This window comes from Halorubrum ejinorense (assembly GCF_039522565.1).
Taxonomy (GTDB): domain Archaea; phylum Halobacteriota; class Halobacteria; order Halobacteriales; family Haloferacaceae; genus Halorubrum; species Halorubrum ejinorense.
In genome coordinates, this window is record NZ_BAAADQ010000002.1 from 112,854 (window position 1) to 125,961 (window position 13,108).

Consider the following 13,108-nt stretch of genomic DNA (forward strand, 5'->3'; position numbering starts at 1 on the left):
ACGGTCGGACCGGTGACCCGGTCCGAGCCGCGCCGATCCGGGGTTTCTACTGTCGACGCGCCGTACCGAACGGCATGCCAGACGCTTCGACAGACGTCGATCTCAAGGCCGACCTGACCGACGACGTGGCCCTCGTCACGGGCGCGACTCGGGGGATCGGCGCCGAGATCGCCGCGGAACTCGCCGACCTGGGAGCGACCGTCTACGCGGGAGCGCGCGACCCCGACGACGTGACCGCGTCCGACCAGCACGCCGTCCAGTTGGACGTGACCGAGGAGGAGGAGGTACGGTCCGCGGTCGACCGGATCGAGCGCGAACAGGGCTCGCTCGACGTCCTCGTCAACAACGCGGGCGTGTTCGCGCGGTCGGGACCCCTCCACGAGATGGACACCGCGGACTTCGACCTCACGATGGCCGTGAACCTCCGCGGCCCGGTCGTCTTGACCAAGCACGCGCTGCCGCTCCTCCTGGACGGGACCGGCGGTCGCGTCGTGACGCTCTCGTCGGGGCTCGGCCGGTTCACCGACGGACAGATGGACGGCGGGTATCCGCCCTACCGGCTCTCGAAGGTCGGCGTCGGCGGGCTGACGGCGTACCTCGACGGCGAGTACGGCGATCAGGGACTCATCGCCAACGCCGTTTCTCCCGGCTGGGTGCGGACGGACATGGGCGGCGACGAGGCGCCGCGGACGCCCTCCGAGGGCGCCGAGACGCCGGTCTGGCTCGCCCGGTTCGCGCGGGGGAGCCCCGCGGGGCACCTCTGGAAGGACCGCGAGCGGATCTCCTGGTAGCGTCACCGACCGCAACCGATTTCACCGCGCCCCGCGACCGCCGACGTGTGACGCGGGTGTGTCTCCTCGGCGACCCGGACGTGGAGCTCTCCTACGAGCTGCTCTCTCGCGAGACGGCGCGGGACGCGCTCGCAACCTACCGGATCGAGGAGCCCTTCGAGAACAGCGTCGCCGTCGACACCGTGAGCCTCGGCGCCGCCGTCTCGCTGCTGAACGACCTCGACTGGTATCTCGTCCGCTTCGTCGAGGAGGCGCTCGTCTTGGAGCCGTCGGTCGCCGCCGACGAGTGGCTCTCGCGGGACCTGGCCCGGGAAGTGCGAGACGGCGCAGTCCCGCCGGAGGAGACCGATCAGCGCCTGAAGGTGTTCGGCCTCGTCGACGGCCGGCCGGTCGAACCGCTGTTCGTCCGGCGCCGGCAGGGCGAGACGCCAGAGTACGACCTCCGCGACGTCGACGAGACCGTCGTCGTCCGCGTGAGCGAGTCGGAGTTCTCCGGCTGAGGCGACCGCGGCGCCCGCCGACTCACGCCTCCTCGTCGACCTCGGCGAGGATCCGCGTTCGAACGGGGTCGACGTCGACAGGCGCCCACGCCTCCACGTCGTAGGTCACGTCCGCGAGCGTCTCCAGCCGGTCGTCGTCCCCGTCGCCTATCGCCGCCACTGCCTCCTCGCGGAGCCGTTCGAGGACGGCGTCCGACAGCGCCTCGCGGTCGACCTCCCGTGACGGAATGTCGAGAATGTGCGGGAGGTCCGCTGCGCCCTCCGGAAGCGTCGGGAACGCGGCGGGACCGACGGCGAGCGCGGTCTCCCGCTCGGACGCGGACTCGGTGCCCTCGCTCGAAAGGGCGGCCGCCGGAGCCGGAACCAGCGCGTACTCCGCGACCGCGAGGTCGATGGCGGCGTCGATGGCGTCCTCGTCGACCTCGGTCCGGCTCTTGAACGCCAACTCCGAGAGCGCCTGCGAGAGCTCCGTCCGAGTGAGCCACGCGAACAGGTCGACGACCCCGGCGAGGTCGTCCCGGGCCGCGACGCTCGGACCGTCGGCCATCGTCAGTCCTCCCCCGGCGCCGGCTCCGTCCCGCCGTCACCGGTCGTCGGCTCGCCGCCGTCGGTGTCGACCGTCGAGCCCGACACCGCGGCGTCGCCGTCGCGTCCGAGGCTCCCCCCGACCGCACCGTCGCCGCGGACGTCCGCGAGGTCGGCGCTCGCGGCCTCGCGGACCTCGTCCGGATCGACCGGGGCGTGCTGCCACGCCGGGAGCCGCGTGTCCGGACCCGGCTCGCCGAGCGCCTCGGCGTACGTCGCCACCTGGGAGCGCTCGTCGTCGCCGTCGTACGAGAGCCCGTTGAACGCGGCGTCCGCGGCGTAGCCGTCGACCAGCGTCTCCGCGGCCTCGCGGTATCGCCCCGGGAGACCGTCGTAGTCGACGTCGACGCCGGCGTCCTCCACCGCGCGCAGCGTCGCCGCCCCGACCGCGCGGCTCATGTCGGCGAGGCCGGTCGGACCGTCGACCGACCGGTGGTCGTGTTCGTACCGGCCCAGGTCGACCTGCGCGCTGTCGGCGAAGCCGGCGTGGCCGAACGCCTCGCCGAGCGTCCCGACTTCCAACCCCCAGCCGCGCTGGACGCGGAGCCGCGAGACGAGGTCGCTCGTCGCCGCGAACTCGCCGGCGAGCGCGTAGCGGAACGCGGAGAGATACGCGAGCACGTCGGGCTCGCGACCCGGGGCCGCGTCTCCGAGCGCCCGGACGAGCGGCCGGAAGAACAGCCGGAACAGCCGACCGTACAGCGAGCCGTCCTCGACGCGGGCGTAGTACCCCTTCGAGAACGAGTAGCCGCGCCCGAGCGGGAACAGCAGGCGGTTCACGAACGCCGGCGAGTACGTCTTCGTGTCGGCGTCGTGGACGACGACGAACTCCTCGTCGAGCGCGCGACCCAGCGCGAGCCACACGTCGCGGCCCTTGCCGCGCTCGCCGTCGAGTCCGCGGGCCGAGAGCAGCGACGCGAGACGGGGGCCGTCACACCACAGCGTCTCGACGTCGAGGTCGAACCCGTCGAGCCAGTCCGCGAACGGGCCGGCGCGCTCCGCGGACGCTCGAAGCGGGACGATCACCCGCGCGGGGTCGACGGTCTCCAGCGTCGAGAGCACGCGCTCCGCGGCGAGGGTCCCGTACTCGCGTTCGGTCATCGGCACGACGACCGCCGCTCGGTCCGTGGGGGCGTCGGGCCGGTGGTCGGTCAACGCGTGGAGGGTCGTCACGCGTTCTTGAACGTACTCCATCTACCGATCACACGGGCGGGACGCTCAAAACAGGTGCGGTACCTCCGACCCGTTGCGGGCTTCGCCTCGACGACCTCAGGCCGCCGGCGTCGAACCCGCCGCGCCGCCGGGGACGCGGCCGAGGCGGTGTAACACCGCGTACACGACCACGAGGACCGTCAGTCCGCCGGCGAGCGCGAGGAAGACGGCGTCGTAGGTCGCGCCCGCCTCGACCGCCTCGCCGACGACCCACGAGCCGGCCGCCTGCGCCGACATCATCCCGGCGGAGAACATGGCGTACGCCGACGCGCGCGACTCGTCCGGCAGCGACGCGAGCAGGTACGTGTCGCCGGCCGGGAACAGCATGTGGATGGAGAAGCCGACGACGACGCTCGCCGCGATGACGGCCGCCAGCCCCTCGGCGAGGACGACGAGGACGATACCGCCGATGAACGCCGTGATTATCCCGAGGATGTAGGGGACGTGCGGGAGCCGGTCGGCGAGGTCGCCCGACACGAGGAACGCGGGCACGCCGGCCGCGAAGATGACCGTCAGGAGGTTCCTCGCGGTCCCCGGCGGCAGGTCCTTGGCGATCATGTACAGCTCGTAGAAGTTGAACAGGCCCTGCCAGACGAAGCTCGTGAGCCCCATCATCACGACCCCCGCGAGGATGAGCTTCCACTCGCCGCGAGCGGCCGCGAGGAAGTCTGTGTCGCTCCCGCCGGCGTCCGGCAGGTCGGTCCGGGCCGCGAGGACGACGAACACGACCGTGCTGGCGGCCGCGGCGACCGCGAGCCCGTAGAAGGCGAACCGCCAGTCGTACCACAGCGCGACGGTGACGGCGGGCGCGGCGATGACGGCGGAGAGCTGGCTCGCCATCCCGTGGACCCCCATCACGCGACCGACGCGTCGGGGGAACAGCTCCGCGATGAAGGGGTTCGCGGCCACGAAGTAGACGCCGGACGCGCAGCCGACCGCGAACGCGGCGACCATGAGCGCGAGCACGCCCGGCGCCAGCGCGACGCCGAGCGCGCCCGCCGTCAGCATCGCGCCGGAGACGAGGATCACGCGGTGGCGCGCGAATCTGGTCAGCGCCCAGCCGGCGGGGAGCCGCGGCGCGGCCGACCCGAGCCACGCGAGCGTGACGATGAGCCCGGCGGTCCCCTCGCCGATTCCGAACTCGCCGATGAACTGCCCCACGAGGGGTGCGAACACGACCCGCGCGAAGTTGACGAGGAAGACCAGGGCGCAAAGCGATCCGAACAGCCGAGTCCGTGACACGGCCTCGATTCACCGCGCCGGAACACAAGCGTTGCGAAAGCGATCGCCGGCGATCCCGGGCGCCTCGGCCCCTCTCGAACCCGGCTTCGACCGATGCGTTCGCCCACCGCCGATCGCGAGAAACGTGTCAGTACAGCGGTTAGTTCGCCGGAACCGTCAGCCCGACGTCGGACGGGGTTTTTATCCGCCCCGATGACGAACGCCGGTGTATGAAATCCACGCGCAAGGGGCTCCGCGACGGCGACCTGATAAAGGACACCTACGAGCGGCTCAACTGCGCCGAGTGCGATCAGGTGTTGAAAAAGGAGAACGACCCCGACGAGGTGTTCTCGGTCCGCATCTGTCCGGAGTGCGGCAGCCGGTTCAAGGAACTCCGCTGACGGACGTCCCGCCGCAGTCACCGTTTCTCCCTCCTTCGCCGTCGCCCTCTCCTCGCGTCGCTCCCGCCGAGCGGTCGCGCCCGCTCACGACTCGAACGCGTCCGCGACCGACTCCGTCACCGTTCGAGACTCACTCGTGACGGTCTCGATCCAGCGATACGACGCGTACGCACGGGCCACTCCGCGAGCGCTGCGGTCTTCGCTCGCGAGGTCGGCGTCCGGCTCCGCGAACGCCCGGAGGAACTGCGCCGCGAGCCACCGGTCCAAGGGGCTCTCGCTCGCCGCGAGCGCAGCCGCCGACTCAATCGCGTCGTCGCGCGCCTCGGCGACGGCGTCGGCGTTCGCCGGGAACATGGTCTCGCCCGATTCGATGCGCGACGCGATCGCGTCGATCCCGCGGAACCGAGCGCGAGCGAGCAGGGTCCGCGTGAACGCGGTCGCCGGGTGGTCCGGGACGTAGTCGTCCACCGGGATCGGGTCGAACCGGAGGTCCTCGAACGTCCGATAGAGCGCGTTCGAGAGCAGCGATACGCTCGGGGCGTCCTCGGGTATCGGTCGCTCGTCGAGGAACGCCTCCGCGCCGGGGTTCGACCGGATTCTGTCGACGTCCTCCCCGTGAGCCTCCCGGAGCGTCTCACCGATCTCGGCCCCGATCCGCTCGGCCGCCCGACGGAGCGCGTCGCCGACGGGTTCCGACGCGGCGAGCGACGCGCGGTACCGGTCGCGGAGGTGTCGGCCCGCCTCGACGTACGACTGGACTCGCTCGACGTCCCCGACCGCCTCGCCGGTTCGGATCGGGTTCGCGCGCCCCGCCGGACCCGTGTTTCCCCCCACGAGCGTCCGGCGCCGCGACTCGTCGTACCAGCGCTCGATCGGCCCGTACACCGCGGCCCCCGCCATCGGGTCGGACGCGGCGCCCGGAAGCGACTCCAGCGTCTCGTACGCCCGCCGTCGGACCGAACCGATGGCCGGGGCCACCGCTTCGGGGTCGCCCTCGACGGTCACGGCGGCCCACGTGCCGACGGCCGCCGCCGCGTGCTTCCGCGCCGTGGCGTACCGTTCCGCGGCCAGCAGGGGAACGGACGACTCCCCCGAAACCGGCAGGGTCTCGCGGGCCGCCGCCCGCTCCGTCTCGATCTGCTCGCGGATCTCGCCGTTCGGGAGCGTCTCCGCGGTCAACGGCTCCGGGATCGGACGGAGTAGCCGTTCGACTCGATCGGCGAACGCGCCCGTCGCCTCGGGGTCGAAATCGACCGGAACCACTCGCGGTCGCTCCGGCGGCGACGCGTCGAACGCGTTCGGGACCGCGTCGACGGCGAGCGCGGGCGGATCGGTCCAGAACCGGGGCTCGTTCCCGACCCCCGAGCAGCCGGCGAGCGCCCCGAGCGCGGCGGCGCCGCCGGCCATGAGCGCCTCGCGTCGGGTGAGCCGTCGCGTCACGCCGCGTCACCTCCCTCGTCGATGGCCGTCTCGTTCCCGGGAACGGTCGCGTTGCCGTCGATCACGGCGTAGTCGGTCGCGGTGGTCTGACACGGCGACATCCCGCTCGAACCGCTCCCCGAGAGCCGCCCGTCGAGCACGACGGGGAGTCGGAAGATCAGCGCTAGGGCGACCCGCGTTCCGGCCTCGCACGCCTCGTCGGGCGGTCTGAGTTCGCGGCAGTACTCGTACTCGACCCGCTGCGGCTGCCAGGAGACGGAATCGATGTGGAGGCGCTGGCACGAGTACACGCCGGCCCGCGCGACGTACACCGTCTCCGCGTCGAAGTTCGTCTCGTCGAGGAACGACCGGACTCGCCTTCGGTCGGCGTCGGCGACGCCGCCGGCGACCAGCAGGCTCGCCGCCCGGTCCGCGCTCGTGACTAATTCGCGCCCGATCGAGAGCGGGTCGCCCGCACCGTCGGTTTCGGCGCCGTCGACCAGGACGGCGTCGCCGTCCGGGTTCCGGACCTTCAGCACGGTCGGGTCCGTGTCGGTCCCGGAGGCCCGCCGCTGGACGGACTCCGACTCGGGCTCGTCGGCGCCGCCGAGACAGCCGGCCAGCGCGCCGACCGCGCCGAGTGTCGCGCTACTCAGGAGGGCTCGTCGCGTCGGGGACATGCGGGCCGCTTGGATCGGTCCCGATAAACTTCTTGTGGCGCGGCGCTCGGCGGCCCGTCACTCGAACACCGCGTCGAACGCCGACGCGCCGAGCGGGTCGAAGGTGCCGGCCGCGACGTTCTCGCGGACGTGGTCCGGGTCGCTCGTCCCGACGAGCGACGAGGTGACGCCGGGCGCGCTCCGCGCGAAGTTGAGCGCCCGCTGAGCGGGCGTGTCCCCCGCGAGCGTCGCGTCGACGTCGGCGGGGATCGCGCCGTCGACGGTCAGGTCTCCCTGCCCGACGCTGGCGCTCGTCACCACCGAGAGCCCGGCCTCGTGGGCGAACTCCAGAACCGAAACCGGGCCCTCGTCGTCGGAGCCGGGCGGGGCCGGCTGGTTCGCCCGCGTGAACGCGTCAGCCATCGCGACGTTGAACGGGAGTTGGATCGCTTCGAACCCGTGGTCGTCGTCCGGGCCGACCGCCTCGCCCGCCGCCTCTGCCCGACCGAGCACTTCGGCGAGCGACAGGGCGCCGTCGGCGTCCGCGGGGAGCCGGAAGGCGTCCCACGTGGCGACGCCGTACGCCCCGACGTCGCCCGCCGCGCGCCGGCGCTCCAGGGTCTCGAAGGCGGCTTCGAGCGCGTCGTACACCGCCTCGCGCGACCGGACGGCGAGCTGCGTTTCCGGGTTGTGGACGTAGTAGCAGTCGACCGCGTCGAGCCCCAGACGGTCGAGCGACCGCTCCAGCGACCACTCGAGGAACGCCGGAGCGAGGCTGTGCGCGCCGTTCGCGAGGTCGTCGGGGTCGACGATCCCCGGCTCGACGAACCGCTCGCGGACGTACGCGCTCGGGTCGGCCGGCCGCTCGCCGTCGAAGGGGAGGAACCCGCCCTTCGTCGCGACGACCACGGCCTCGCGGTCGACCGGGGCGTCTCGGAGCGCATCGCCGACGACGCGCTCGGCGCGGCCGCACCGGTAGTTGGCCGCGGTGTCGACGTGGTTGATCCCCGAGCGGAGCGCTAACGCGATGGACTCGCGCGAGTCCTCGTCGACGGCGGGCGTCGGCTCGCCGAGGTACGTCCCGATCCCGACGCTGGAGACGACGCCCGGACCGAACCGCCGGAAGTACGTCCGCCCGAAGGCGTCGCCGAACCGGTCTCGGTACCCCCAGAGGGCCTCGCGAGTCGCCATGTCGGTCCATCGGCGCGGACGGAATAAAAACCGCGCGCGTCGCCGTCGGCGGACCGACTCTGACCGTTGTCCCCGCGGTCGGGTGCGTCGTCACCGCCTCGTCTCGTCAGACGCAGGCCACCGCCGCGTCAGACGAACGCACGACGCCGACGCAACGACTATACGGATTCCGGAAGTCAGGGGTGATAATGGCCTCGCTCACCGACCACCTGACGGACCTCGTCGACGACGTCGACGCCACGCTGCTGTTCTCGCCGGCGAGTTCCTTCTACGAGCGCTTCGCGGACGACGGGGTTGAGGTCGTCGTCGTCGCGCCCGACAACGACGTCGACGCCGAGACGTTCGTCGAACTCCCGCTCCCGTTCGACAACGTCAAAGACCGGATCCGGTTCGGTATCGAGGGGTCGATGGACGAGGGGCTCGTCTCTCAGGGCGACGAGGTCGCCTGCGTGGCCTCGGTGTTCGACGGCGGCTCGGACGCGATCGTTCGGGTCACCGTCGACGAGGGGATACACACCGGCATCTACGACCTGTTCGCCAACTCCCGGGCGGAGCCGAGCGTCATCCGCGACGTGTTCGAGGTCGCGATCGAACTCGGACAGAAGGGACAGAAGGGGAAGCCGGTCGGGGCGCTGTTCGTCGTCGGCGACGCGGGCAAGGTGATGAACAAGTCGCGGCCGCTCTCGTACAACCCCTTCGAGAAGTCCCACGTCCACGTCGGCGACCCCATCGTGAACGTCATGCTCAAGGAGTTCTCGCGGCTCGACGGCGCGTTCGTCGTCTCCGACTCGGGGAAGATCGTCTCGGCGTACCGGTACCTCGAACCCGCCGCCGAGGGGGTCGACATCCCGAAGGGGCTCGGCGCGCGCCACATGTCCGGGGCCGCGATCACCCGCGACACGAACTCGACCGCCATCGTCCTCTCCGAGTCGGACGGGCTCGTTCGGGCGTTCAAGGCGGGCGAACTCATCTTGGAGATCGATCCGGAGGAGTACTGACAGATGTCCGCGGTCCCGAGCTTCCTCTCCGAGTTCGTGCGTACCGTCCCGGAGCGGATCTGGCTGGCGCTGTTCGTGCTGGTTGTCGGGCTCGCGTTGGCGTACCTCGTCGGCGTGATCAACCGCCGGCTGCTCCGCCGGGCGGGCGTCCCCGAGGTGATCGAGGGGACCGCCTTCGAGCGGACGGCCCGCGAGTTCGACACCTCGACGGTGCGGATCCTGGCACAGCTATCGAGCTACTTCATCGTCGCCGTCGCCGTCATCGTCGCGCTCACCGTCGCCGACGTGAACTACCTCGAACAGTTCTGGTCCGGCGTCGCCGCCTTCCTCCCGCGCCTGTTCGTCGCCGCGGTCGTCCTCATCGTCGGGGTCGTGGTCGGCGATAAGATCGAACTGCTCGTCGCCGAGCGCCTCCGCGGGGTCAAGCTCCCCGAACTCGGCGTCGTCCCGACGCTCGTGAACTACAGCGTCGTGTACGTCGCCGCGCTCATCGCACTCGGACAGGTCGGCGTCCAGACGCTCGCGCTCATCGTGTTGCTCGCGGCGTACGCGTTCGCGGTCGTGCTGTTCGCGGCGCTCGCGACCAAGGACCTCGTCGCGTCCGCCGCCGCCGGCGTCTTCCTCCTCCTCCGGCAGCCGTACGGCATCGGCGACGAGGTCCGGGTCGCGGGCGAGCGCGGCGTCGTTCAGGAGGTCGACCTGTTCGTCACGCACATCGAGACGGACGGCGAGGAACACGTCCTCCCGAACCACGCGGTGTTCCGCGAGGGCATCGTGCTGATCCGCGGTTGAGCAGGAGCGCGGCCGTCCGCTGGTCCGCGGCAGGGGCGGAGCGCACCGCCGACCGACCGTTCCCACGCCGTGAAAGTCGTTGTCACCCTATAACACGAGGGGGTGCCAACCGTGAAACATGACTCCCGATACCGCGAGCGTCGCCTGCGACGGGTGGGACGGCAGCGAGTGCGAAGGGACGCCACACTGTCCGCCGCGCTGTCCGCGGTTCGTCGACAAGGAGGGGGCGCGCTGGACGATCCGACCGGCGGTCGCGGCGGACGAGCCGTTCCTCGCCGAGATGTACGAGGGGTTCGACCGTGCCGACCGCGCGCAGGGGCTCCCGCCGGTGAGCCGCCGTCGGCGCGCCGACTGGATCGAGACGATGCTCGAAGACGGGCACGACGTCGTCGCCGAGCGGAACGGCGAGCTGTACGGCCACGCGATGTACACGCCGACCGCCGCGGACACGCCCGAACTCGCCGTCTTCGTCCACCCCGACGCGCAGGACCGCGGCGTGGGGACGGAGCTGTGTCGGCACGTCATCGCGGCCGCCGCCGCGGCCGGTCGGGAGGCGCTGGAACTCCACGTCGAGACCGGTAACCGGGCCGCTCGGTCGGTCTACGGGACGGTCGGGTTCGAGGTGGTCGAGCGCCGCGGGGACCTCCTGATGCGGCTCGACCTCGACGAGCCGGTCGCGACCGAGGTGCGCTGGCCGCCGCTCGCCCGCGAGGGACCGACGGAGTCGCTCCTCGAACGGCCGTCCGCCGCCTCCGGGCCGGGCCGGTCACCGGCGGACGACTGACGCGCGGCGTCCGCCCTCCGGACTGCTCGGCGGCGTTCCCGTCGGGCCCACCGCAACGGTTACGGCTCGCCGTCACTAGGGTATCGTAACCGTGGACGACGCCATCGAGTGGCTGCGGGACCGCCCCTTCTACGAGGGACAGATCGCCGACCACCGGCGGCTCCCGGCGCGCTCACCCGAGTTCGCCGACGTCGACCTCGAACCGCGGCTCGCCGGCGCGCTCGCCGACCGAGGGATCGATCGGCTCTACCGCCACCAGGCCGAGGCGATCGAGGCCGTCCGCGACGGCGACGACGTGGTCCTCGCAACCGAGACGGCCAGCGGCAAGTCGCTCGCGTACACCGTTCCCGCCTTCGAGGCGGCGATGGATCACGGCGGCCGCACCCTCTACGTCGGCCCGCAGAACGCGCTGATCGCCGATCAGGAGGAGTCGCTGTCCGAACTCGCGACCGACCTCGGCTTCGGCAGCCGAGTCTCGGTCGACTCGTACACCGGTCGGCTCTCGCGGTCGGAGAAGCGCGACGTGCGCGACCGCCGCCCCACCGTCCTCCTCTCGAACCCGGACATGCTCCACTACGCGCTGCTGCCGTACGCCGGGCGCCTCTGGGACTGGTTCTTCTCCTCGCTGGAGTGCGTCGTGATCGACGAGGTCCACAGCTACCGGGGCGTGTTCGGCTCGCAGGTGGCGCTCACGCTCCGTCGACTCGCGCGGACCTGCGAGCGGTTCGACTCGTCGCCGCAGTTCGTCTGCTGTTCGGCGACGATCAACAACCCGGTCGACCACGTTTCGACCGTCACCGGCCGCGACCCCGACGGGATCGCCTTGGTCGACCAGGACACCTCCGGACGCGGGCCGCGCGACTGGGTGCTGTGGAACCCGCCGGAGTACGACGACGACTGGCAGGAGCGCGGCAGCGGGCGCCGCAAGTCGAGTCACACGGAGAGCAAGCGGCTGTTCGTCGACCTCGTCACCGCGGGCCAGCAGACGCTAGCGTTCACCCGCGCTCGGCAGACCGCAGAGCAGTACGCGACGGACAGCGCGAGCGACCTCCGCGACCGGGGCGAGCGCGACCTCGCCGGGAAGGTCGGCGCGTACCAGGCGGCGCTCACCGACGACCGCCGCCGCGAGATAGAGGGCGACCTCCACGCCGGCGACCTCCGGGGTGTCTGGTCGACGAGCGCCCTCGAACTCGGCGTCGACGTGGGCGGCCTCGACGCCGTGGTGCTCGACGGCTACCCCGGCACGCGGATGTCCGCCCACCAGCGCGCCGGACGCGCGGGCCGCGGCGACGACCCCGCCCTCGTCGTGATGGTCGGCGGCGAGGACCAACTCGACCAGTACCTGATGCGCAACCCGAGCGACTTCTTCGACGCGCCGCCGGAGGACGCCATCTGCGACCCGGAGAACGGCCAGCTGATGCCCGGCCACGTCGCCTGCGCGGCCGACGAGAACTGGCTCTCGCCCGAGGACGAGCGCTTCTTCGGCGACTCGTTCCCGAGCGTCGTGGCCGACCTCACCGACGAGGGCGTCCTGAACAGACGCGAGGCCGCGGCGGGCACGCGCTGGGTCCACGCCGGTTCGTCGAGCCCGCAGCAGTCGGTGAACCTCCGGACAGCCGAGGAGCGCGAGATATCGCTGATCGAGCGGTCGAGCGGGGAGACGGTCGCCACGCTCGGCTTCGCCGACGCGCTCCGCGACGCCCACCCCGGCGCCATCTACCACCAGCAGGGCCGCACGTACGAGGTGGTCGAACTGGATCTGGACCGCGACGTCGCCGAGCTCCAGCAGTCGTGGGCGGACTACTACACGCAGGTGCGCTCGGAGAAGGACATCGTCGTGAACGCCGACCTCGACGAGCGGACGCTCTCGGCCCGGCCGGACGTGCCGGTCCGCTTCGCGGACGTGACGGTGACGGAGCAGATCACGGGGTTCGTCAGGAAGGACGCGGCGACGGGGGAGTCGCTGGGCGAGTCGACGCTCGACCTCCCGGAGACGACGCTGCGCACGAAGTCGCTGTACTTCCCGGTCCCGACCGACGTCGAACGCGAGATGCGACGCCTCGGAGACGCGCTCCCCGGCGACGGGTCCCCGGAAGTCGCGCCGGACGGCGGTGACGAGGCTCCGACAGAGGGGGAGGGCCCCGACGGCGGCGCGGACGTTCCAGGCGGCGACTACGCGTTCAACGGCGGGATCCACGCCGCCGAACACGGGATCATCTCGCTGTTCCCGTTCCACCTGCTCTGTGACCGCGCCGACGTGGGCGGCATCTCGACGCCGCACCACCCTCACACCGAGGGGCCGGCGGTGTTCGTCTACGACGGCTACCCGGGCGGCGTCGGGCTCACGCGCCGCGGTCACGGCCGAATCGAGGAGCTGATGACCCGGACGGCGCGGCTCATCGACACCTGCGACTGCGAGGGCGGCTGTCCCGCCTGCGTCCAGTCGCCCCACTGCGGCAACGGGAACGATCCCCTCGCGAAGGCTCCGGCCGTCCGCCTCCTCGAATCGCTCACCGGAACGGACGCCGGTCGCTGACGCGGTCCGCGGTCTCCGG

The 13,108-nt window shown here is 71.8% G+C and carries 13 protein-coding genes; 7 read left to right on the top strand and 6 right to left on the bottom strand.

The genetic code is table 11. The annotated features are described in order from the left end of the window. Positions 1–74 precede the first annotated feature (74 nt). Both ABDZ89_RS02755 and ABDZ89_RS02760 read left to right on the top strand, forming a co-directional pair. Positions 75–791, top strand: coding sequence for an SDR family NAD(P)-dependent oxidoreductase (locus ABDZ89_RS02755; RefSeq protein ID WP_343776417.1), 717 nt, complete (start codon positions 75–77; stop codon positions 789–791). Positions 792–838: 47 nt separating this feature from the next. Then, on the top strand, positions 839–1,291 hold the full coding sequence (locus ABDZ89_RS02760) for a DUF5804 family protein (protein WP_343776419.1): 453 nt from the start codon (positions 839–841) through the stop codon (positions 1,289–1,291). A 22-nt stretch (positions 1,292–1,313) separates the two neighbouring features. On the opposite strand, the gene ABDZ89_RS02765 is transcribed toward ABDZ89_RS02760, so the two are convergent. The 3 genes from ABDZ89_RS02765 to ABDZ89_RS02775 all read right to left on the bottom strand — a co-directional run bounded on the left by ABDZ89_RS02765 (position 1,314) and on the right by ABDZ89_RS02775 (position 4,330). Next, positions 1,314–1,838: a DUF7109 family protein gene (locus ABDZ89_RS02765; protein WP_343776420.1), complete on the bottom strand. Its 525-nt coding sequence runs from the start codon at positions 1,836–1,838 to the stop codon at positions 1,314–1,316. 2 nt (positions 1,839–1,840) lie between these two features. Beyond that, on the bottom strand, positions 1,841–3,070 hold the full coding sequence (locus tag ABDZ89_RS02770; RefSeq protein WP_343776421.1) for a glycosyltransferase family protein: 1,230 nt from the start codon (positions 3,068–3,070) through the stop codon (positions 1,841–1,843). 75 nt (positions 3,071–3,145) lie between these two features. After that, positions 3,146–4,330, bottom strand: a complete 1,185-nt coding sequence (locus tag ABDZ89_RS02775; protein WP_343776422.1) for an MFS transporter — start codon at positions 4,328–4,330, stop codon at positions 3,146–3,148. Between the two features lie 209 nt (positions 4,331–4,539). Here ABDZ89_RS02775 and ABDZ89_RS02780 point away from each other — a divergent pair, with 209 nt between their 5' ends. Further along, entirely contained in the window at positions 4,540–4,710 is a 171-nt protein-coding gene (locus ABDZ89_RS02780; protein ID WP_343776423.1) for an HVO_0758 family zinc finger protein, read from the top strand. A gap of 84 nt (positions 4,711–4,794) precedes the next feature. On the opposite strand, the gene ABDZ89_RS02785 is transcribed toward ABDZ89_RS02780, so the two are convergent. Genes ABDZ89_RS02785 through ABDZ89_RS02795 form a run of 3 tightly spaced genes read right to left on the bottom strand, consistent with a single transcriptional unit; the run spans position 4,795 to position 7,979 of the window. Next, complete coding sequence (locus ABDZ89_RS02785; RefSeq protein WP_343776424.1) at positions 4,795–6,150, bottom strand: hypothetical protein; 1,356 nt, start codon at positions 6,148–6,150, stop codon at positions 4,795–4,797. Beyond that, the gene (locus ABDZ89_RS02790) at positions 6,147–6,809 is read right to left on the bottom strand and encodes a hypothetical protein (protein WP_343776426.1); all 663 of its coding nucleotides are present in this window, start codon (positions 6,807–6,809) and stop codon (positions 6,147–6,149) included. Before ABDZ89_RS02790 ends, ABDZ89_RS02785 begins: the two co-directional genes overlap by 4 nt. A gap of 57 nt (positions 6,810–6,866) precedes the next feature. Further along, positions 6,867–7,979 carry an aldo/keto reductase gene (locus tag ABDZ89_RS02795; RefSeq protein WP_343776427.1) on the bottom strand — a complete coding sequence of 371 codons (1,113 nt, stop codon included), beginning with the start codon at positions 7,977–7,979 and terminating at the stop codon, positions 6,867–6,869. A 188-nt stretch (positions 7,980–8,167) separates the two neighbouring features. On the opposite strand from ABDZ89_RS02795, the gene dacZ reads away from it, so the two are divergent. The 4 genes from dacZ (at position 8,168) to ABDZ89_RS02815 (ending at position 13,089) form a co-directional block, all read left to right on the top strand. Beyond that, a complete protein-coding gene (gene dacZ, locus ABDZ89_RS02800; protein ID WP_343776428.1) occupies positions 8,168–8,977 on the top strand; it encodes a diadenylate cyclase DacZ in 810 nt (269 codons plus the stop codon). 3 nt (positions 8,978–8,980) lie between these two features. Further along, positions 8,981–9,769 carry a mechanosensitive ion channel domain-containing protein gene (locus ABDZ89_RS02805; RefSeq protein ID WP_343776430.1) on the top strand — a complete coding sequence of 263 codons (789 nt, stop codon included), beginning with the start codon at positions 8,981–8,983 and terminating at the stop codon, positions 9,767–9,769. A 118-nt stretch (positions 9,770–9,887) separates the two neighbouring features. Beyond that, on the top strand, positions 9,888–10,553 hold the full coding sequence (locus ABDZ89_RS02810; protein ID WP_343776431.1) for a GNAT family N-acetyltransferase: 666 nt from the start codon (positions 9,888–9,890) through the stop codon (positions 10,551–10,553). 91 nt (positions 10,554–10,644) lie between these two features. After that, positions 10,645–13,089, top strand: coding sequence for a DEAD/DEAH box helicase (locus ABDZ89_RS02815; RefSeq protein WP_343776433.1), 2,445 nt, complete (start codon positions 10,645–10,647; stop codon positions 13,087–13,089). The last annotated feature ends 19 nt before the right edge of the window (positions 13,090–13,108 follow it).

Coding starts and splice junctions, on each gene's coding strand:
- ABDZ89_RS02755 (WP_343776417.1), top strand. CDS start 75: ATGCCAGACGCTTCGACAGACGTCGATCTCAAGGCCGACCTGACCGAC.
- ABDZ89_RS02765 (WP_343776420.1), bottom strand. CDS start 1,838: ATGGCCGACGGTCCGAGCGTCGCGGCCCGGGACGACCTCGCCGGGGTC.
- ABDZ89_RS02770 (WP_343776421.1), bottom strand. CDS start 3,070: ATGGAGTACGTTCAAGAACGCGTGACGACCCTCCACGCGTTGACCGAC.
- ABDZ89_RS02780 (WP_343776423.1), top strand. CDS start 4,540: ATGAAATCCACGCGCAAGGGGCTCCGCGACGGCGACCTGATAAAGGAC.
- ABDZ89_RS02790 (WP_343776426.1), bottom strand. CDS start 6,809: ATGTCCCCGACGCGACGAGCCCTCCTGAGTAGCGCGACACTCGGCGCG.
- ABDZ89_RS02795 (WP_343776427.1), bottom strand. CDS start 7,979: ATGGCGACTCGCGAGGCCCTCTGGGGGTACCGAGACCGGTTCGGCGAC.
- dacZ (WP_343776428.1), top strand. CDS start 8,168: ATGGCCTCGCTCACCGACCACCTGACGGACCTCGTCGACGACGTCGAC.
- ABDZ89_RS02805 (WP_343776430.1), top strand. CDS start 8,981: ATGTCCGCGGTCCCGAGCTTCCTCTCCGAGTTCGTGCGTACCGTCCCG.
- ABDZ89_RS02810 (WP_343776431.1), top strand. CDS start 9,888: ATGACTCCCGATACCGCGAGCGTCGCCTGCGACGGGTGGGACGGCAGC.